Origin of the sequence: Pokkaliibacter plantistimulans, from assembly GCF_003194385.1 — a bacterium.
GTDB classification, from domain to species: Bacteria; Pseudomonadota; Gammaproteobacteria; order Pseudomonadales; family Balneatricaceae; genus Pokkaliibacter; species Pokkaliibacter plantistimulans.
In genome coordinates this window covers 1-20,870 of the sequence record NZ_LAPT01000015.1, presented here as the reverse complement: position 1 = coordinate 20,870, position 20,870 = coordinate 1, and the positions used below count along the sequence as shown (strand labels likewise).

Sequence of the window (20,870 nt, the reverse complement as noted above, 5' to 3'; positions counted from 1 at the left end):
CATCCGACTCAGCGACCCACCATGGACTTCAATGCCAGCTTAAGCAGACTTTCAACACTGACGCCCTGCCCACTCAGCTCTTTATCTGCCTGCATGACTGCCTTACTCGCTTCGGCAGGCTTATAACCCAATGCCAGTAGAGCTTGCTCTGCCTCAAGGCGAACGTCTGCAACTGCAGGAGCGCCAGGAAGCGCTCCACCCGTCAATGTAAAGTCCGCAATGTCACTCCCCTGCCAGGAGCCCAACCGGTCACGTAACTCAACCAGCAGTCTTTCAGCTGTCTTTTTACCAACACCGGGTACCTTGATTAGGCGTGCAATATCACCCTCAGCAACACTGCGCACCAGCTCTTTCACTTCAAGAGATGAGAGAATGGCTAATGCCAGTTTCGGGCCAACACCATTTGCTTTGATTAGGATACGAAAAACATCACGCTCACCGCGATCAATAAACCCAAACAGGTGATGCGCATCCTCACGAATAACCTGGTGAGTAAACAGAACTACCTTTTTTCCTCGTTCAGGCAAGCGAAAGTGAGTTTGCATACTGGCTTCAACTTCATAGCCTACACCACCCACATCCAACAGCAGTGCCGGTGGAGCTTTCTCCAGCAGTACACCTTCAAGGCGCCCGATCATTTTACTTCTCCATATGTTGACTCAGGCCCGGGGCAGGGTCCGCATAAAACGGGGCAAACGCAAATCCCAGCGCAATGCTGCCAGACGCAACATCAACACAACCAGCATCGCCAACCATGGGAACACGCGTTCATCCAATCCCCAAGCCTGTAAAACGAGATATACAACAGCACCTACAATGGCAGCCGTAGCATAAATTTCTCTATGAAAAATCAAGGGAATTTCGTTTGCCAGTAAGTCACGAATCACACCACCAACACAACCTGTCATGACAGCGGTCACTATGACGATAAGCGGAGAAAACCCCATGTGCGCCGCCTGATCTGCACCCAGCACAGTAAAAACCGCCAGTCCGATGGCATCTGCCACTGCCAGCGCCCCGACGGGGAAACGCCAAAAACGAGTAAACATAAAGGTAAAGGTACCGCCCGCCAAGGCCAGCCAGATGTAGGCATTATCCTTTACCCAGTTTACCGGCAGGTTTCCCATCAGCAGATCTCGCAATGTTCCCCCACCCGTCGCTGTTACTATCGAAAATACCAGCACACCGAAAAGGTCGAGGCTCTTTTCTTCACCACGCAGAGCACCAGCCATGGCAAACACGACTATGCCGAAATAGTCCAGAGACTGCAGAATAACCTCCGCACTCACCCACGTACCCTCCCTGTAAATGAACGAAGCTGCTGCTCCTGAATACGAGTCGCTGAGGCAGAACGATGGGCATGACAAATGGCAATACCCAAAGCATCCGCAGCATCCGCCTGAGGCAGGCCTGGCAATTTCAGCAAGGCCATCACCATATGCTGGACCTGCACCTTATCAGCGGAGCCTTTGCCGACCACAGCCTGCTTGACTTCCTTAGCTGCATATTCCGCCACATCCAGACCATGACTAGCCAACGTGACAATAGCCACACCTCGCGCCTGCCCCAACTTAAGAGCGGAATCGGCATTGCGTGCCATAAATACTCGCTCTATCGCCGCCTCATCAGGTTTATGCCAGGCAACGAGCTCATGCAATGCATCCTGAATCTGTTTGAGGCGAAGAGGTAAGCCTTCAGCGGTGATTCGTACACATCCGCTGGCAACATAACTTAGTCGCCCCGCCTCGAAGCGAATAACACCATATCCAGTAATGCGGGAGCCGGGATCAATCCCGATAATAACGGACATATCTAACTCAACTGATCAACTGCGGCCATCATAGGCATTTCGCAAAATACTGTATATACATACAAATAAAATTGACAGCACAAAAACCAGAACAGCGGCATGTGCCGCTGCTCTGGTAATCAAGTATCGATGTAGAGAAGACCTGACATTCAGGCTACTGCATAGCCTCTTCTGGAATCTCAGCATTATGGAAGACGTTCTGCACATCATCCAGATCCTCCAGAATATCGATCAGTTTGACAATCTTGATACCTGTATCGACATCCAGCTCAGCACTGGTACTGGGAATCATGGCTACCTCTGCCATCTCAGCCTCATAACCAGCAGCCTGCAGAGCATCTCTGACATTGAGATATTCATTGGCATCAGTAAAGACATCAATTGAGCCGTCTTCATTGGCTACCACATCGTCAGCACCCGCCTCTAACGCAGCCTCGATCAAGGCATCTTCATCAATATCAACAAAAGTCAGCTGCCCCTTTTTGTCGAACAGGTAGGACACTGAGCCATTGGTACCCAGATTCCCGCCCATCTTAGTGAACGCGGCACGCACATTCGCTACGGTACGATTGATGTTATCTGTCATACACTCAACCAGCACTGCGACACCGCCAGGGCCGTAACCCTCATAAGTCAGCTCATCGTAGTTTTCTTCATTGCCAGCACCCGCTCCCCGGGAGATGGCTTTGTCGATGGTGTCGCGCTTCATGTTGGCAACCAGTGCCTTGTCCATCGCCGCCCGCAATCGCGGGTTGTCAGCAGGATCAGCACTGCCTTGCTTGGCAGCAACAGTTAACTCACGAATAATTTTGGTAAAGACTTTGCCTTTCTTGGCATCTTGACGGGCCTTGCGGTGCTTGATGTTGGCCCACTTACTATGACCTGCCATAACACTACCCCCTTTTCTAATCTGGACATCCACACAGTCATCCAGACGTATAAATGCAGAGAGGGCTTACGCCCTCTCCTTGAAACTACCCAGTCATACAGCCACGGCCCGGCTTGCATCAAACCAGACCGGTGGCCTGAGACCTAGGCCTCAGTACCCTTGGTACGCAAGCGAATATTCAGCTCACGCAATTGTTTGGCACTGACTTCACCTGGGGCCTCAGTCATCGGACAAGCCGCGCTCTGAGTTTTCGGGAAGGCAATCACTTCACGGATAGACTTGGCACCGGTCATCAGCATAACCAAACGATCCAAACCAAATGCCAGACCACCATGGGGTGGTGCACCCAATTTCAGCGCATCCAGCAAGAAGCCAAATTTCTCGCGCTGCTCTTCTTCACTAATGTTCAACAGATCAAAGATAGCAGCCTGCATTTCCTGACTGTGAATACGGATAGAACCGCCACCCAGCTCAACACCGTTCAACACCATGTCATAAGCGCGTGACAATGCATTAGCGGGATCAGCCTTCAACTCGTCAACACTGCCCTGAGGTGAGGTGAAGGGATGGTGAACTGCTGACAGAGCACCTTCGTCGTCTTCTTCGAACATCGGGAAGTCAACAACCCACATGGGAGCCCACTCAGCGGTGTATAGATTCAGGTCTTCACCCAGCTTCAAACGTAGCGCCCCCAGAGATTCACTGACGATGCGAGCCTTGTCAGCACCGAAGAACACCAGATCACCATTCTGTGCACCTACTCGCTCCAGCACAGACATTGCCACATCAGTACCAAGGAATTTAACGATAGGTGATTGCAGGCCACTCTCGGCATCGTTGATGTCATTAACCTTGATGTATGCCAGACCTTTAGCGCCGTAAACGCTGACAAACTTGGTGTAATCATCAATTTGCTTGCGGCTCAGTTCACTACCACCAGGAACACGCAGTGCGGCTACGCGCCCTTTGGGATCAGTGGCCGGGCCGGAGAACACTTTAAAGTCAACGCCAGCCACCAAATCGGCAACGTCTACCAGCTCCAATGGAATACGCAGGTCGGGCTTATCAGAACCGAAGCGACGCATCGCTTCGCTATAAGGCATCTGCGGGAACTCACCGAACTCGATATTCAGCAACTCGCTGAACAGTTTGCGCACCATGCCCTCTGTAATACCCATAATATCTTCTTCATTAAGGAACGAAGTTTCGATATCAATCTGAGTAAACTCGGGCTGGCGATCAGCACGCAGATCTTCATCACGGAAGCACTTGGCAATCTGATAATAACGATCAAAGCCAGCGACCATCAGCAATTGCTTGAACAGCTGAGGCGACTGAGGCAAGGCAAAGAAACAACCCTCATGAGTACGACTTGGCACCAGATAATCACGTGCGCCTTCCGGCGTTGCTCGGGTCAGGATGGGCGTTTCAATATCGAGAAAGCCATGCTCTTCCAGATAGTTCCGGATGGTATGTGACACCTTGGAACGAAAACGAAGCTTGGCTGCCATTTCCGGACGACGCAAATCAACAAAGCGGTATTTCAGACGAACGTCTTCACCAATATGCTGATAGTCATCCAGCTGGAAAGGAGGGGTTTCGGACTGGTTGAGAATGTCCAGCTCCAGACCGAGCACTTCTACCTTGCCGGTTTTCATCTCACCATTTTCGGTACCAGCAGGGCGATTGCGCACTCGACCTTTAATTTTGACCACATATTCACTACGCACACGATCAGCACGCTGGAAGCTTTCGGCACGATCCGGATCAAACACGACCTGAGCAATACCTTCGCGGTCACGTACGTCCAGGAAGATCACACCACCGTGATCACGGCGACGGTGCACCCATCCGCACAGGGTAATTTCTTCACCAATGTGAGTTTCTCGAAGATCGCCGCAATAATGGCTGCGCATAGTTATTTCCTATTCATTCCTCTTTGGCCAGCCTGATCAGGTATCAGCACCGCCACCCGTTGTACCGGTAACAGTACTTCCTGACCCGCCTTTCTCAGCCAGATTTTTTTTTCTGCCCAGTTTTGAAGTCAGTTTCATACCAACCACCACCTGCCAGTCTGAAACCGGGTGCCGACATCTGCTTGTTGAGCGTCGGCGCCTTGCAGGCGGGGCAGTCTTTCAATGGATCATCACTGAGCTTCTGTATGACCTCAATATCATGGCCACAGGTGCCACAACGATACTCATATATGGGCATGGATCAGAACTCGCATCTATCAGGCGATAGCACACACCTTCAACTTGTGTGTAAGACCCTCAGGTCAAGGCGCAGCATTATACCCCATTTCAAAGCCTTGCCTACTCACCCAACGGCCTCATGAGGCATCGACAAACACCAGACCACCACGATGCAACGCTGCTCTTAGCCTTGTTAGCAATGCAGCCAGCTCTTCCTCAAGATAGGCCACTGCAGGTGCTTTCCCCCAGACCGGAGTAGGCCATGCCAGATCGCTTTGGAAGCGAGCCAAACAGTGGATGTGTAGTTGCGGGACCATATTCCCCAGCGCGGCGATATTCAATTTTTCCGCTGCCAGCTCGGCTACCAGCACACGGCTAATCAGGTTGCACTCCGCCAACCATTGCAGCTGATCGGCATCACTCAGTTCAAACAATTCACGCAGACCGACCCGTTTAGGCACCAGTACCAGCCACGGGAAGTTGCTGTTATTCATTAACAGCACACGACAGAGCGGCAAATCCCCTATCCAGTGCGTGTCTGCACGCAATTGCGGATGCAGTTCAAACTCAGCCATTCCACCTTCTCCCCACAACAGCAGAGCCTGACGAAACATTTTCACCGTCAAGTTACAGAGCTAAACGTCGATAACTTTTGCTTAGTACAGACCTGCAACTTCAATAGGTTATCGCCATTCGCTTAACGCTGGCGCAAACAGATAAACCTGTTATGCTTCGTCGAGGCACCCTAGCAGAACTCCATGAACAGGAAAATAGTGAAGATCGAGGAATCCCCACGGATGATGATCAGAATCCTGCCCAAACTGGAGAATGCCGAGCAATGGCATGATTTCATCCAGAGAGAGCAGCGTTACTGCTTCGTCAACGAGCCGGAAACACTGGTTGACCTGCAGAGCAATCATCTGATGATTACCTTGCTCAACAAAGGGGTGCGCAACGGGCGGCAAGCCATCAAGTACAGTATTGGCGCCAAGACCAGTTCCGATCCCATCAAGTATTTCATTGCCCACTGCCGCTTCAGCCTGAGCTTTATGCTCTACCTGCTGGAGCAACTGGATTTCAGCAAAACCGTCCTGGATTACGACGGACTGGGTAATGGCCATGCCCTGAGCATCCGCCGCTTTTTCGCGCGTGAGAGAGAAATCCTTTCGCCAAGCCTGCTCTCCAATTTGGCCCCACTCAGTGAGTGGCCTGCCCGCTGGAGCCTGGGCGCACTGCTGTCACTACTGGCAAACCATCAATATCACTATCTTTATGGTAGTAAAACCGCTAACCAGAACATGGCTCCGCGGCTTGATGGTCTCGCATTACTGCTCAACATCCTCGACAAGCCAAGTCGCTACAAGGTCCGCACACACGAAGAAGAACTCCTGATCAACCGTGATGGTCAACCCTTCGCAGTGCTGATGCCAAAACTACCGGGCGCGTTGCCACGCCCGGTACTACAAGCACCAGAAGTCCGGCTTACTCTTCCGCCAGCGCCTGTTCTAGACGGTAGGGACTATCTGAATTAAGTAGTGCCTTACCTTCCGGAGTAGGAAACTCCACGTCCAGATCCACCACATTGCCATCCCTGCAAACGTTAATGATGGTATCCATGGTGGACGACATCAGCGAGTACTTGTCATCTGGCGCAGCAATCATGGTCTGCAGCCCCAGATCGGTCATAAAGCCGAGCGATGTCTGGGTGTTACCCGAATCCAGCTTATTGAAGGCCTCATCGAACAGACTCAGACTGAAGCCTCCCACCACTTCACCCTCCTGCCCTTCTCGCAGACGGTAAGTCGCCGCCAGTGCTGCAGCAATGGCCACATAAAATGGCACCTGATGCTCACCACCCGATCCCGTCTTGATACGCTGACTGAGGGTTGTCTTCTGATTTCCCTCCAAATCCATCACGATCAGTTCGAAGTTGTAGAAGTTCCGGTAATCCTGGAGCAGATGCGCTTCACCCTCATCCTTTAGCACCTGATGAATTTTTTCCAGTGCCAGCCGGTGAGGTGAGTCGGCCTGAATGCTGGTATCAAACAGTGACCCCACATTAGCCTGATCATGGCGCGAGAAGCTTTCCACCAGCTCCAGCACATCTTTCAATTCAGGATTAGGCGTCATCGTGAAGGCATACATTTCGCGATGGAACGGGCGCTGCTTCAGGTGCTGGTTAATTTCTTTGATCAGCCCCTTAATCTTGTCGATCTGATCATTCAGATGCGCCACAAAGTCAGAACGGAATGACGTCTCTGCCTCCATCCGCGCACGCTCAGCCTGACGCTGATAATTAGCCAGCTCAGAGTCACGCAACAAACGCAACTGTTCGGCAACGAAGCCCATCAACTGCTCGTGACTAGCATCCCCTCCCAGATGCGCCACCTGTTCAGCGGTAATCGTATTGGCGTGGTAACGCGCCTTGTACTCCGCCACCAGATCACGCACACCGTTACGTTTACGCTCTGCCAGCTGCAATTCAGCTTGCGCCTTGCGAGCCGCCTCAAAGATGATGCGCTCCAGCTCGCCCTGACAGCTGGACTCCAGATAGTCACGACGTTCCTGAGCCGACTGCGCATCAAATCCTTCACGCTCGGCACATTTCTGACGCGCCTGACCGTGCTCCTGCATTTCACGCTCCAGCACCTCAAGCCCGGCTTCGAGCTTGATGACCTCAGTCTTCAGCGCTTGCAGTTTATCCATCAGCTTGCGCTGATCCTGCTGCTTGGCCTGCTGCAGTTTGACCGCCTCTTCCAGACGACTGCGCGCAGGGCCATCCTCCATGTTGCGTAGCTCTTCGATACTGTTACGCAAGGCCTGCATTTCAGCATCCAGCTGCATCCGCTCATTACACAGAGCAAAAGCCGTCTCACCTTCACCTACCAGGCGAGTCGCCAACTTGATGATAGATTCGCGCAAACCTTCCAGCTGTTGATGAGCCAGATCCAGAGCCTGATAGTCCTTGACCATGACATCGAATGCCCTGTCCTGATCAGCCAGACGATTCTGGCGCTGGCCACCGCCAAGCATGGGACTTTCCTCACGAATCGAGGTGGTGCTACCTTCAGCCTGCAGCATGCAATCCGGGGTGATCGCACGTTCCTGTTTCAACAGCTCGGCTTCGGTCTCGACCGCAATTACCCCGCCCAGCGCACGATTAATATAGGCCTGAGCATGCTCACTTCGACACTGAACAAACTGCACTAACGAGCGCTTGTCGCTACGATCAAGCCACTTATCTGTTTGTCGTGTATTGATAATCCGACAGTTTTTCAGATGACGTCCTTTGCGCCGGTAAAGAGTAACCGCATCCTGTACTTTCTCTGGATCAACCAGTAATGCTTCACGCCTGCCACCGAGGAAGCTTTCGATTGCCAGGCGCCACTTTTCGTCGATCACGTCCACCAGCTCACACAGAGGCGTGGATTCTATACCGTACTCCGTCAGCAGCGACATCAACTCCTGAGTATTGCGCTTCAGCGGCGCTTTACCCTGTTTCATCTGATCGATGGCTTCGCGATGCTCCTGAATTTCATTTTTCAACGTATTCAGACGGATCACGGTATCCTGAGCTTTGGCTGCCACTTCCAGACGCACGGCATCAACCTGTTTGCGCAGCGCTCCGACCACGCGATCCACTTCCACCGGATTGGCTGGCCAGTCACTGGCTGCCAGACCTTCCCCTTCACGCCACAGCGCTACCGACTCTTTTACGGTACTCAGGAAGTCCTTTGGCAAATACTGTTCATATTTTGCGAAGGCCACCGTCGCTCGCAGTAGGTCGTACTGGCTGGATAGCTTTGCCTTGACACTGTTTAAAGCGTGCTGACGTGACTCCAGATTCGATTCCAACGCCTTGAGCTTGTGAACACTGTCTGAGTTATTCAGGCTGGCACGCGCCTCAGCAACCTGTTCCATTACCTGCGACAGCGCATCAGACATCGCTTCCAGCTGCTGATTCAGCTGCTCTTCCTGCTCATGCAAGGCATCGAGACGCTCAGCGGTCTCCTCCTTTTTCAGGTCAGCCTGCTCAAAGCGGGTTTCGTGAACGACCCATTCGTACTCGCTGCCGTTTTTATGGTGACGCTCACAGGCTTTGTCCTGCTCCTCGATCTTCTCCAGCTCAGTAAGGCGCTTCGCCACTTCGCGGGTTTTTTCTTCCATCGCCCGATATTCTTCCAGTGACTTACGGAAGGCACCGACATGAACAATATTCTGGTCAAGCACATACTCGCGAATGAACTTGGTCGGGCTGTCGATAGGCGAAAATTTGATGGCATTCTTGAAGTTTTTAACAAACTTCTCTTCATCATTAGGGAAGTTAGGATCGTGACTCAAGTGCACCATTACTTCCTTGAGGAAGCGTTTAGCGCGTTTTTCCAGAACCATTTCCGGGCAGCGGCTGCGGAACGACTCACGCACCTCTTCCCAGCTGCGGGGGATTCGGCCATCACCCTGGCGAATGGAAAAATCATCCAGACACACAGCAAAATCCGGCAGGATGAAGCGCCCCAGAATATCTTCATCCGGATTACTCAAGGAGGTGGCAATCGCCATCCCCATAACAGTTTCCTTGCCGGTTTTGTCATCCTTGAAACTGAGCGCGAGATAGCTGATCGCATCTTCACGGTGATGTTTACGCCCGGAAGCCCCGGTGTCATCCAGATAGCCCAGACAATAGGTGCGCAAGCTGCGCTCACTGCGCTCACCGGCACTGGCGTTGAAGCTCAGCCACTGCTTGTTACCGCCCATCAGCACCGTCTGCACTGCATCCAGAATAGACGATTTACCAGAGCCGTTAGGGCCGACGATAGCAACATTACCGCGAATAGGAATGTCCACGGCTCCCAGCATGTACCAGTTGACCAGAACGATGCGGTTAAGCGTTTTCATCTTTATCCTCGGTGGCAACCTGTTCGTCTTGCAGCACTACGTGTTCTTCCGCTTCAGTCTTGTCTTCCACTTTTTCTGGCAGTAGCTCAGCATCAGATTCACCAGTTTCTTCAGTCACCGCAGCCACCCTGGCCTTTACGCTCTGACCTTCTTCATCGGTGGCAATCAGCTGATCCAGCTGGCCCAGATAATCCTCGACCACAACCTGACGTATGACCGGCTGAATAACCAGCGTCATATTCTTCGGATCTGTCTCATGCGGTTTGCCACGTTCAACCACTCCGTGTCGGGCAAACAAAGCCAGGATATCCTTCATCCGCGTTTCATTGGGCAGCTCTTTGTTGGTCAAGTGCTCGTACGTCTGCAGCACCTTGTCCAGATCGATATAGGCACGGCCTGACTCCACCTCGAAGTTCTCCAGCTTCTCTTCGTAGAGCTGGCGCAGTACCAACAGAAAAAGCGACTCATCCAGCTTCAGGCGCTGAGTACGTTCTTCTTCACCGGGCAAAATTCCAACAAAGGCTTCATCAGCCTGATAAACCAGCGTCCAGCCAATGGCTTCAAACAGATTGCGGAAATAATCCAGATGCTCAGTGACAAGAAAATAATAGGGCCGCTGACTGGTCTTCTCGGCATAGAGGAACTGATTGGCAATCAGTAATTTTGCCGCCTGAACAAAGTCTTCGGCTTCATGGTGCTCGGCCTTTTTGGCCGCTTTGGCGAGATCACCCAGCATCAATCGATCCTTTCAATAACAAAATCGCGACACTCAACCATCCCGCCGACGCAGGTGTAGGTGTCCTCAAAACGAATCCGGTAGCTTTTACTCAGCGACTTACCCTGCTTGCCCAGTGATCCCAGGTGGCGGACGTAGCTGAAGCACACATAGTCTTCGATGCTGTCAATGCTGAAATCACTGGCACGCATCTGTTTACGCCCAGCGAACTGCATCTGCATGTAGGTACCGACCTTGTCGACACTGACTTCCCGCCGGGCCTTGAACTGCTTGAAGCGCTCCCGTAACTCCAGCACTGCCGGGTCAATCTGAATCTGACGAATAACTCTGGGCGGTGGTGTTGGCCGACGCTTCGGCGGCACACGGATAGAGCGTGGCGAGAGGAACGCAGGCTGATAAAGACTGGCAACCAGCGGAATCTGCTCGTCGCTATGCTCTGCGACAGCTCTGATCATACGCTGCAGATACGCAGACATGCCGGGCGTAGTCTTGTCCATATAACGGACAGTATCAGCTACACGCTTTTCCAGACGGAAACGGAAATCATCGATCAGGGATAAGCGCTGATCCACCGATTCAAAGATACGGATAACGCGACTGATATGCTGGTGGACCAGATTCTGCCCCTCAACATAGGTAACATCCATCTGCTCCTGATAGTGCCGCGACAGTGCTGCCAGTTTGGGAGGATCAAACTGCAGCTCCTTGAGGTGAGAAAGTATCTGCCGGCGAAAACGGAACGGGTTGTTTTGCGTCTTAAGCGTCTTGTAGTCAGCAACAAGAATGCGCTCAACAAACTCCTCAAAGAAGCCCTTGAGGATTCGCTGTGGATCATTCGTCGCTGCAATATTCTTCCGCAGCTCTCGCAATCCCAACAAAATATCAGTCAGATGCGCACTGAACTGCGCTGCTGTACTGGCAGCTTCCTGCAACGCCAGACCACGCCCTTCAGGATCATTGATGGCCGACTCCACCGAACTGAGCACATTGAGAATGGTGCCGCCATAACTGCGCTTACCCTGCCGCGCCACACTCACCAACGAGCGCAGTACATAACTGATGGCAGGCGACATCAGTACGAAAGTACGATAAAGACGAGTTTCTTCTTCCAGCCAGCCAGTCAGCAACAGACGGCGGTAAATTCTTGCTGCGGTCTCAGCTACCGAGCGAGGTGGCTCATGATCATGATCCCCCTCCGGAGCAAGATGCCTCACTCCATATTTGACGACGGCATCTTCAATGCTCGAGCGCACCAGATCACGGGGAATAAAGGGATCCACAGCGTCTTCGTCAAAGAAGAGATCTGCCAGCTCCAGTAAGACCGCCTGATAGACAGCCTTGTTTGTCCCCGCCAGGGGTCCAAACAGCTCATCCGGCAGGTGATTAAACAGCATTGCAGCGTTCTCTGTTCATAAGGCGTTCTATCTATCAGGGCAGGACAAGCAGCAGCCACCCACCCTGGGGAAATAAACGGCTAAAGATAACGGATTAGCCGGACCATGGCTACGCTCTGACAGGAAAGCAACCATGAAAATCCTGCACGAACAGAGTATTGGCCATCTATTCTCATGGATACTGAGAGATGTTCAAAAAAGGATTACAAATCCTCGACTTATCTGAGCACTCAAGCTTCGGCAGAAGTGGGTTTGCGACGACGAGAGCGGGCCGTGGGCACACCACCTTCGCCCCGAGCCCCACGAGACACCCTCTTCTCGCTGTCAGTCTTTACCACAGCACGTTTGCCTGCCGCTCTTCGTCTTATGCTCTTTTTCGGCGACACCTGAGCTGTCACTACAATCTGTGGTGCTGGTTGGGACCGTACTGCATCAATCAATTTGCTGATCCATCGTGCCTGATGGGACAGGAAGGTGGGCAGATCCATCTCCCCCTTCTCCACCAGCTCCAATCCACGTTCCCAGCGCGCCGTCAGTACCGGACTTGTCAGCTGCGGCAAAAGCCAGTCAATAACCTGTCGCCCCAGCTCTGTGCTTCGTAATTGTTTACCCTGACGCTGCAGATAAGTACGCTCCAGCAAAAGCTCGATAATAGCTGCCCGTGAACTCTCCTCTCCAATCCCCTTAGCCTCCTTCAGCCGCTCGCGCAGATCCGGATCGTCGACGGTCTTGGCAATCTGTGCCATGGCAGCAATCAGCGTGCCATCAGTGTAGTAATCAGGAGGTTCGGTTTGATGCTCGGTAACCTCAGCCTGCAAGCACAGGCCATGATCCCCTTTACTTAACTCTGCCCACTGAGGACACCAGTCACTCTGTAGCTCACTCCCTTCCAACGCGCGCCAGCCTTGCTCCAGCACATCCTTACCCTTGCTCTGAAAGCGCAGCTGATTAACCTGAGTGATGACTTGCCACCGCTTAACCAACAACGGCGGATAAAACTGCATCAGCCAGCGAGTAGCGCAGGCAAGATAAAGATTGCGCTCCATGGCGGATAATCGTGAAAGCTCTGGACGGGTTCCGGTCGGCACTATCGCCGTGTGCTCACCGATCTTGCCATCGTCGTAGCAACGCGGGCGCTTTGCGGTCGACGCAGCAGCAACCACCGAACTTAACTCAGAAGTGCTGGATAACGCCTGCATCTGTCGACTGACATCAGCCCATTGCGCTGAGCTCAAATATTCACAGTCGGTACGGGGGTAGGTCAGCAACTTGTGCTTTTCATAGAGTGACTGCAGTGCATCCAATGTTGCCTTGGCAGGATAACCATACCGTCTGGAAGCCCAGGCCTGCAGTTTGGATAGAGAAAATGGCAAGGGCGGCAGCGTTCGCTGCTGACTGGCTTCGCAACTTTCGATATGTGCAGGCTGATTTATCACACGCGCCAATTGCTCCTGCGCCAGCTGTGGATTGAGCAGATGCCCTTGCTCATCCAGCCACTCTTCGGGCGCCAACCACTCCCCCCAGTAGCGTGCGGCTTTGATCTGAAACTCCGCTTTAACGCCGTAGTGGCACACACTGGCAAAATTCTCTATCAACCGGTCACGAGCCACTACTAGCGCCAGTGTAGGCGACTGAACCCGACCAACACTGATCAGCACACCCTTACCTTGCTCACCACCACGGGCGCGCACGGTATAAGCGCGGGAGAAATTCATACCGACCAACCAGTCAGAATACTGGCGAGCCTTTGCGGCAGACAGCAGGCCATCAAATTCAGACCCGCCACGTAAGTTGGCCAGCGCCTTTTGCAGCACAGGCAACTCCAGAGAATGGTGCCAAAGACGGAACAAGGGTCCACGCCAGTTCATTTCCTCCAGCAACTCGCGAATCAACAGCTCACCTTCGCGGCCCGTATCACCAGCGTTGACCACCTCTCGTGCCTGCTTCAGGCAACCACGAATAACAGACAGCTGTTTACTGACGCCTTTGCGAGGCAACCGCTGCCAGCTATCAGGAATCATCGGCAATGTATCAAGACGCCACGCTTTCCATGAAGGGGAATAGCTATCAGGTGGTGCCAGTTCATACATATGCCCAAACAGCCAGGTGACCTGCCAGCCTTGACCGGCAATCAATCCATCCTGATTTTGCCCACCACCGAGCGCCCTGGCCACCTCTCTGGCCAACGAAGGCTTTTCACACAAATAGAGTCGCATAGCCGCCCCTAAAACTGGATGGCCATACAGTATTTATCTCAAAGAAGGAAAACAAGAGCACAGGTAGGTAATTTAACCAGGCAGCCCCCGTAACGGGTGGCATTTATCAGCCCGACAGACAAGACCGGTAGCTCACCCAATACAGAGCATATTGAGCTAAGCCGTCGAATACTTAACCTATCCGCGAACAGGTTTAACGTAACGCAAAATAGTGCGCGGCTTTGGCCTTTTGTACCTTTTCACGCGCTTCCAGCAGCGTCCGGTGTGAAGCAAATCCATCAAGATCATCGCCTGCAACAACGAATCCCGGGAAGCCCGCTCGTCCTTCCAGCATGGCAATACATTGCTCGACCAGCACTTCACCATACATGCGCTGCAGCACTCGCAAGTAGTCTTGCAGATCACGATGCAGATCCAGATCAAGTTGCAACAGAACCAACAGACAGCGGTATCTGGGCCGCCGCGACTGCGGCAGCGCAGTGCACGCTACCACATCTTTCAGATCACCGAGCACCTGCTCTCGCTCACCCAGCGCCAGATTGATCAGTAGACGTATCTCACAGACCGTGAGGCCTTTCCAAACGGAATCATCATCAGTCAACAACCCCAGCAAGCCGCCAAGATCCTGATGGGGAGGCAGATCCATATCTTCCAACTCATCCAGCAACTCACGCAACGCAGGCACATCGAGCACTGGCAAGGCTAATAAACGCTGGCGCAGGTGGCGTGCACGATTGTCATTGGCGGTGCCAAGTCGAGATACCGGATGAACTTCCGACATGCCGGGCACGATAATGCGGCACGCTGCCATACCCATGAATGCGTAGTCAGCAATATAGATATCCATGTCGACAATGTGGATCAGATGACACAGATGTTTAAACTGCTCTTCCGGCGTACCTGTCACATCCCAGTCGACAAAGTGGTAATCATTGCTTTCACTGAAAAGATCCCAGCACACTCTGCCGGTGAATTTACTGAAGTGCGCATCAAGATTGGCCTGCTCCGCCACCTTGGTCAGATCAAACGTAGGCTCGGGCAAATCGATAAGCTGCTGCAGCTCGCGCCCTTGCAGCATTTCAGTAAACGCTCTCTCCATCGCCATACCAAAGCGCGGATGGGAGCCAAAACAGGCGAAACATCCACCACTGACGGGGTTCATCACCGTGACATTGATCAGCGGGAACTTGCCATTGAGTGATGCATCACGCACTTCCACGATCAGGCCGTTACTTTCCAGTGTAGTGACCATTTCTTGAACATGGGGGTAACGCGCCAGCACCTCATCAGGGACTAGTGGCAGGCTGATACCATCCGTAATGATAGTGGTCTTGATGTGTCTCTCGAATATTTCAGACAGTGCCTGCACCCGGGCCTCATACTTCCCTACCCCAACGGCCATGCCATTGCCGACATAAAGGTTGCTGATGATATTCACCGGAAACCAGACCGTCTGATGATTGCGCTGTCGAATGAACGGTAGAGCACAAATACCTCTGCTCCTATCCCCGCTACCGGCATCAATCAATTGCTCTGGCACCAGGTCCTGACTCAGGTTGTAGTGCGCCAACGTGGGTCCATCCAACAAACCTCTTGGCCACTCATCGCCCTCGAATGGAAACCACTTTTCTTGAGGATAGTAAACAAAAGGCTCCGCGCAGGCATGGGCCGAAAGATACAGGCCGTTGAAAAAATAATTGCAGCTAAGACGCTCAAGCATTTCGCCGTAGGCAGAGACCAATGCAGCCTCTTTACTCACTCCCTTACCGTTGCTGACGAGTCGTGAACACAACTTGTCTTGCAGTCTCACTGACCAGACATGGGGGATCGGGTTGACCCACTCGCCTTCCTCCATCAAAAAACCACGCTTCCGCAACAACTCTCGCATGTGTTCGAGCGTTTCAAGCAAGGTGAAAGAAGAGGGTCGATAGTCAAGTGGAGCCATGAAGTACCGCCAACATCAGAAAAAAAGATTTGGTGCCAAGTGCAATCCATCTTAACGCAAGCCAGGGGGCGGCTGAACCGCCCAATGCGCGCCATACAACCTTAACCCAGCTGTAACAGCCAAACTTTAGTCTAATCACAACAGCAAACAGCCACAGCACTCCTCCACATTTGTGTAATTGAAGAAGCAGACCAGACGACCGGGCAACACTTTGAATAAATCAAAGGATAGAAATTGCTGTACCTCAACCACATAAAACAAAGGTTTTACGTGGTCGGAAGTGCGTTGTAGGTTACGGAGCTCTTGAGAAATGCCCTTTCGCGATAGCGAGAGAAATAACAATAACGATCCAACACAACTATAACTACTACGAGGAACGACAGATGAAAAATAACAACGAAAGCGTACGCAAGATCGCCATACTGGCTGTAGGAAAAGATCACTTTGAAGTAGATGGCTGCTATCTGGGTGATGAACGCAAACCCCGCTGGTACACCATCAGCCATGTTGGCAGCAACAGCGCATCATCGATGCGCGTCGACAACTTTCCCACCCACGACACGCTCAAGCGGCTATTTCCTACCAACTAACACCGGTTTAAATTATCACCATGCGCTCAATATTTGAAACACCCCATAATACCGTGTTATTATGGCGCCTTACTTGCTGCCAGTAGGCATACACCGGTAGCGAGTGTCTTCACAGGTTTGGGGGTAGGCGTTTGCCTACCCTTTTTTTATTGCTGCCCATCAACATCTGCATCATTTCCTTTCAGCCCTATTGCATCCTTTCAAGGGCTGTGTTTTTCTAAAGTCACAGGCACAAAACGGAAGGAGCAAAAAGCACTAACTATCTGATTTTTATCTTCTTTTTCTACTATTTGTTTGTAGTGCAAGGGTGAGTACTTGTTCTTCAACAGCTCTCTTGCACAGCAGTTTGATGCGCACAGGAGGCAAACCATGCAAATCCGCATTAGCAACCTTGACGATGCCAAACTCTCTCCCGCCGTTCGCGAGCGTCTTATTCAAAAGCTGGTTCAGCATTCAGGTCTGGACCAACAGGTGCATGACCTTCATATAGTGATGAACAAAAGCGGCCGTAAAGAATGCATCGAAGCGCACATTCATTTGAGTGATCAGGGTGACTTCTTCGCCAAAGCAGAGGGAGACAACCTCTATGTGGCGATTGATGAACTGGGTGACAAAGTAAGAAAACAGGTAGAAAGATATCGGGCACGTTTTCAGCCCCGACGCGGAGCAGGTATGAAGCGCGCAGCAGAAGCTACAGTGTCATAACGGCAACACAGCAGCAAACCAGATATTCAGAGGTTAATGATTCAATTTTTGGCAGGTAATGAGATATAAGGTGCCAATCCCTGCCTGACTCAAACATCTAAATAGTTTCAGGAGACATCACACCCCGGTATTTGCCGGGGTGTTTGTTTCTATAAGGTCCACATTGCCTCCAGCATCACGCTCTTCAGCGTCTGGCCCATCGACGGGCTCTTCAAGATCATCCCAATCCATACCACAATACGCCTGATGCGTATTCACTTCCAAAGCAGCCATGGTATGCACTGCATGACTATCCTGTTCCAGCAAATGGGCAGGAACCGCTACCAATGAGTCACTGAACCCCACCAGCGCAATATTATGCCGACGACAATGCTGCAATACTTTTTCTAACGCAGACACCACCGCCATCTGCTGACGAGTCAACTGATCAGAGAGCTTGGGTTTGGCTGGTGCCCCCTTGCGACGACTGGACGCCTGACGAATAGCGTATCCGTCATAATCGATAAGCTGCAACGTGACATCAGCTTTGGCACTTTGCTGCAGTGCACGCTTAGCTTCGTGAAACACAGCCTCTGCGTGACAGCAAATGACATCCTCTGCACCACAGCGGCGAATAGCGTCGCGGATATCCTCCAGACTGGCCAGAGGGGAAAGATTAATATCCATAGGCTCCCTTCATATCCGAAATCCAACGTTTTCAGGAGTATAGCCGAATCTAATCGGCCATCATTGGAAAAACCTAAGGCGATTGCCAAACCATTAGTTTTGCCTATCGCTTTCATACAATTATTAAAATGTACCCTTACGCGACTGCACAGTACTATGATTTTGTTTTCAAGCCATTCCCAAAAACGTACGATACTTAAAGGGGTTTAATAAATGACTCAGTCTCTGATCAACACCGTTATCAAGCCTTTCAACGCCACTGCTTTCCACAATGGCGAATTCGTTCCTGTTTCTGACGCTGACCTGAAAGGCAAATGGTCTGTTGTCATGTTCTACCCTGCTGACTTCACCTTCGTCTGCCCTACCGAACTGGGCGACATGGCTGATCATTACGCGCAGCTCACTGAGATGGGTGTTGAAGTGTACTCAGTATCTACTGACACTCACTTCACTCACAAAGCCTGGCATGACGCTTCTGACACCATTCGCAAGATTGAATTCCCAATGATTGGCGACCCAACTGGTGTCATCTCTCGCAACTTCGGCGTAATGATTGAAGAAGAAGGTCTGGCACTGCGTGGCACTTTCGTTATCAACCCAGAAGGTCAGATCAAGGTTGCTGAAATCCATGACCTGGGTATCGGCCGCTCAGCCAAAGAACTGGTACGTAAAGTTCAGGCCGCTCAGTATGTTGCCAGCCACGACGGCGAAGTATGCCCTGCTGCCTGGCAGCCTGGTGCAGAAACTCTGGCTCCTTCTTTGGACCTGGTTGGCAAGATCTAATCGCAGAACACCTGGGCTAACTCTTACGTTAGCCAACACCTGACCCAAGGCCGCACAAGAATACTCAGGTATTGCTGTCTGTGCGATCGGGCGCCGCCCTTCTTTCTTCCGTGTTGAGGGGGGCGGCTTTTTTTTGCCTGAAATTTGACTGTACTTGCGAATATTGGGAGCAACCATGTTAGACGCTAACTTGAAGCAGCAACTGCGCACTTACTTACAGAATCTGAAAAGCCCTGTTGAACTGGTTGTGTCTCTCGACGATAGCAGCAAGTCACAGGAAATGAATGCGTTAGCTCAGGACATTGCCTCCCTGAGCAGTTTGATCAGCGTTTCCAGCAGCGATGACATGAACGAGCGTAAGCCGTCCATGCAGGTAAAATCCGCTGCTAATGGTACGATCATTCGCTTTGCAGGCCTTCCCATGGGCCATGAATTCACCTCACTGGTATTGGCGCTCCTGCACAGTGGCGGGCACCCGATGAAACTCAACCCCGAGATCATCGAACAGGTGCGTAATCTCGAAGGCGAATACCAGTTTGAGACTTATGTCTCTCTCACCTGCCAGAACTGCCCTGAAGTTATTCAGGCACTGAACATGATGGCAGCCATCAACCCTCAGATCACCAACGTCATGATTGATGGCTCACTGTTTCAGGATGAAGTGAGCAAGCGCAATGTAATGGCAGTGCCCAGTGTCTACCTGAATGGCCAGTCTTTTGCTCAGGGCCGCATGACGCTGGTAGAAATACTCAACAAAATCGACACCGGTGCCAGCAAGCGACAGGCCGAAGCGCTGAACAAAAAGGACATCTTTGACTTCCTGGTGGTAGGTGCTGGCCCTGCAGGTGCTGCAGCAGCAATCTACGGTGCCCGCAAAGGTATTCGCACTGGTATCGTTGCGGATCGCTTCGGCGGCCAGGTGCTGGATACCGTCGGCATTGAAAACTTCATTTCGGTAAAAGCAACCGAAGGCCCGAAGCTGGCTGCCAGCTTGGAAGAACACGTACGTGATTACGAAGTCGACATCATGAACGACCAGCGGGCAGCCAAACTGACTGCGGGTGAGCTGATCGAAATTGAACTGGAAAACGGCGCCAAGCTGACCTCTCGCGCCGTAATGCTGGCCACCGGTGCCCGTTGGCGTGAAATGAACGTGCCGGGTGAAAAAGAATACCGTGGCCGCGGCGTGGCTTATTGCCCACATTGTGATGGCCCGCTGTTCAAGGGTAAGCGCGTTGCAGTGATTGGCGGTGGTAACTCTGGTATCGAGGCAGCCATCGATCTGGCTGGCATCGTGGAGCATGTCACCGTATTGGAGTTCGGCAATAGCCTGCGTGCAGATGACGTGCTGCAACGCAAAGCCCGCTCAATGAAAAATGTGACCATCATTACCGAAGCACAGACGACTGAAGTCACTGGTGATGGCGCACGTGTTACTGGCCTGAACTACACTCATCGCGGTACAGGCGAACAACACCATGTGGCACTGTCCGGCATCTTTGTGCAGATCGGTCTGGTGCCCAACACCGAGTGGCTCAAAGGCAGCGGTGTGGAGCTGAGTCGCTTCGGCGAAATCATGGTTGGCACCCGAGGAGAAACGTCTCTGCCCGGAGTATTTGCCGCGGGCGATGTCACCAACGTGCCCTACAAGCAAATCATCATTGCCATGGGCAGTGGTGCCAATGCCGCATTGGGCGCATTCGACCACCTGATTCGCTCCTCTGCCCCCGCAGAAGAGAAAGCGGCCTAACAGGCTGTTGAAAACGTTATCGAGGCCGTCGAGACAAGGAAATACCCCTAGGGCACAAGAAACAGGCGAAAAAGCGGAGTTTAGTGAGCTAAATGAGCATTTGACTCGCTCCGCTCGCCCCTTCGGGGCCGTGCTAAAGCACGTTCAGCCTTTGGCTGTGAGCCTGTTTTTGACGCGGTATTCGGCAACACAGATAGATTTTCAACGACCTGTTAAGCCGACACGCAGGCGTTACACACGTCCCTCTCTCCCTGAGAGAGGGCAGCCACACGCTGCACATCTGTATCAGGTAAAA

Annotated in this window: 18 protein-coding genes; 5 read left to right on the top strand and 13 right to left on the bottom strand. The window is 52.2% G+C overall.

The genetic code is table 11. The features are described from left to right. Positions 1-8: 8 nt before the first annotated feature. The 7 genes from ruvA to WH50_RS03820 form a co-directional block, all read right to left on the bottom strand. Positions 9-638 (bottom strand): Holliday junction branch migration protein RuvA, encoded by a 630-nt coding sequence (gene ruvA / locus WH50_RS03850; protein WP_110186121.1) that lies wholly within the window; start codon positions 636-638, stop codon positions 9-11. Between the two features lie 21 nt (positions 639-659). Continuing rightward, positions 660-1,289 carry a trimeric intracellular cation channel family protein gene (locus WH50_RS03845; RefSeq protein WP_207780168.1) on the bottom strand — a complete coding sequence of 210 codons (630 nt, stop codon included), beginning with the start codon at positions 1,287-1,289 and terminating at the stop codon, positions 660-662. Then, positions 1,286-1,810, bottom strand: a complete 525-nt coding sequence (gene ruvC, locus WH50_RS03840) for a crossover junction endodeoxyribonuclease RuvC (protein ID WP_110186120.1) — start codon at positions 1,808-1,810, stop codon at positions 1,286-1,288. Before ruvC ends, WH50_RS03845 begins: the two co-directional genes overlap by 4 nt. A 154-nt stretch (positions 1,811-1,964) precedes the next feature. Beyond that, positions 1,965-2,699 (bottom strand): YebC/PmpR family DNA-binding transcriptional regulator, encoded by a 735-nt coding sequence (locus WH50_RS03835; RefSeq protein ID WP_110186119.1) that lies wholly within the window; start codon positions 2,697-2,699, stop codon positions 1,965-1,967. A 143-nt stretch (positions 2,700-2,842) separates the two neighbouring features. Beyond that, on the bottom strand, positions 2,843-4,615 hold the full coding sequence (gene aspS / locus WH50_RS03830; RefSeq protein ID WP_110186118.1) for an aspartate--tRNA ligase: 1,773 nt from the start codon (positions 4,613-4,615) through the stop codon (positions 2,843-2,845). 94 nt (positions 4,616-4,709) lie between these two features. After that, positions 4,710-4,913: an FmdB family zinc ribbon protein gene (locus WH50_RS03825; protein ID WP_110186117.1), complete on the bottom strand. Its 204-nt coding sequence runs from the start codon at positions 4,911-4,913 to the stop codon at positions 4,710-4,712. A 118-nt stretch (positions 4,914-5,031) separates the two neighbouring features. Further along, entirely contained in the window at positions 5,032-5,469 is a 438-nt protein-coding gene (locus WH50_RS03820; RefSeq protein ID WP_110186157.1) for an HIT domain-containing protein, read from the bottom strand. Between the two features lie 222 nt (positions 5,470-5,691). Here WH50_RS03820 and WH50_RS03815 point away from each other — a divergent pair, with 222 nt between their 5' ends. Continuing rightward, the gene (locus tag WH50_RS03815; RefSeq protein ID WP_110186116.1) at positions 5,692-6,426 is read left to right on the top strand and encodes a hypothetical protein; all 735 of its coding nucleotides are present in this window, start codon (positions 5,692-5,694) and stop codon (positions 6,424-6,426) included. Here WH50_RS03815 and WH50_RS03810 read toward each other — a convergent pair. From WH50_RS03810 to WH50_RS03790, 5 genes are all read right to left on the bottom strand, one after another. Then, the gene (locus WH50_RS03810) at positions 6,377-9,790 is read right to left on the bottom strand and encodes an SbcC/MukB-like Walker B domain-containing protein (RefSeq protein ID WP_110186115.1); all 3,414 of its coding nucleotides are present in this window, start codon (positions 9,788-9,790) and stop codon (positions 6,377-6,379) included. The genes WH50_RS03815 and WH50_RS03810 overlap by 50 nt on opposite strands. Continuing rightward, on the bottom strand, positions 9,777-10,526 hold the full coding sequence (locus WH50_RS03805; RefSeq protein ID WP_110186114.1) for a DUF4194 domain-containing protein: 750 nt from the start codon (positions 10,524-10,526) through the stop codon (positions 9,777-9,779). The genes WH50_RS03810 and WH50_RS03805 overlap by 14 nt, the downstream gene beginning before the upstream one ends. Further along, entirely contained in the window at positions 10,526-11,920 is a 1,395-nt protein-coding gene (locus WH50_RS03800; RefSeq protein WP_110186113.1) for a Wadjet anti-phage system protein JetA family protein, read from the bottom strand. The genes WH50_RS03805 and WH50_RS03800 overlap by 1 nt, the downstream gene beginning before the upstream one ends. A gap of 230 nt (positions 11,921-12,150) precedes the next feature. After that, positions 12,151-14,136: a DNA topoisomerase 3 gene (locus WH50_RS03795; RefSeq protein ID WP_110186112.1), complete on the bottom strand. Its 1,986-nt coding sequence runs from the start codon at positions 14,134-14,136 to the stop codon at positions 12,151-12,153. Between the two features lie 193 nt (positions 14,137-14,329). Beyond that, positions 14,330-16,081, bottom strand: a complete 1,752-nt coding sequence (locus WH50_RS03790) for a YcaO-like family protein (RefSeq protein ID WP_110186111.1) — start codon at positions 16,079-16,081, stop codon at positions 14,330-14,332. A gap of 383 nt (positions 16,082-16,464) precedes the next feature. Here WH50_RS03790 and WH50_RS03785 point away from each other — a divergent pair, with 383 nt between their 5' ends. Continuing rightward, positions 16,465-16,671 (top strand): hypothetical protein, encoded by a 207-nt coding sequence (locus WH50_RS03785; RefSeq protein ID WP_110186110.1) that lies wholly within the window; start codon positions 16,465-16,467, stop codon positions 16,669-16,671. Positions 16,672-17,040: 369 nt separating this feature from the next. Next, entirely contained in the window at positions 17,041-17,376 is a 336-nt protein-coding gene (hpf, locus tag WH50_RS03780) for a ribosome hibernation-promoting factor, HPF/YfiA family (protein WP_110186109.1), read from the top strand. 117 nt (positions 17,377-17,493) lie between these two features. Here the strand turns inward: hpf and WH50_RS03775 are convergent, their stop codons facing one another. Beyond that, the gene (locus WH50_RS03775) at positions 17,494-18,042 is read right to left on the bottom strand and encodes a response regulator (protein ID WP_207780167.1); all 549 of its coding nucleotides are present in this window, start codon (positions 18,040-18,042) and stop codon (positions 17,494-17,496) included. 213 nt (positions 18,043-18,255) lie between these two features. On the opposite strand from WH50_RS03775, the gene ahpC reads away from it, so the two are divergent. Further along, positions 18,256-18,825: an alkyl hydroperoxide reductase subunit C gene (ahpC, locus tag WH50_RS03770; RefSeq protein ID WP_104154902.1), complete on the top strand. Its 570-nt coding sequence runs from the start codon at positions 18,256-18,258 to the stop codon at positions 18,823-18,825. Positions 18,826-19,000: 175 nt separating this feature from the next. Then, complete coding sequence (ahpF, locus tag WH50_RS03765; protein ID WP_110186108.1) at positions 19,001-20,575, top strand: alkyl hydroperoxide reductase subunit F; 1,575 nt, start codon at positions 19,001-19,003, stop codon at positions 20,573-20,575. The last annotated feature ends 295 nt before the right edge of the window (positions 20,576-20,870 follow it).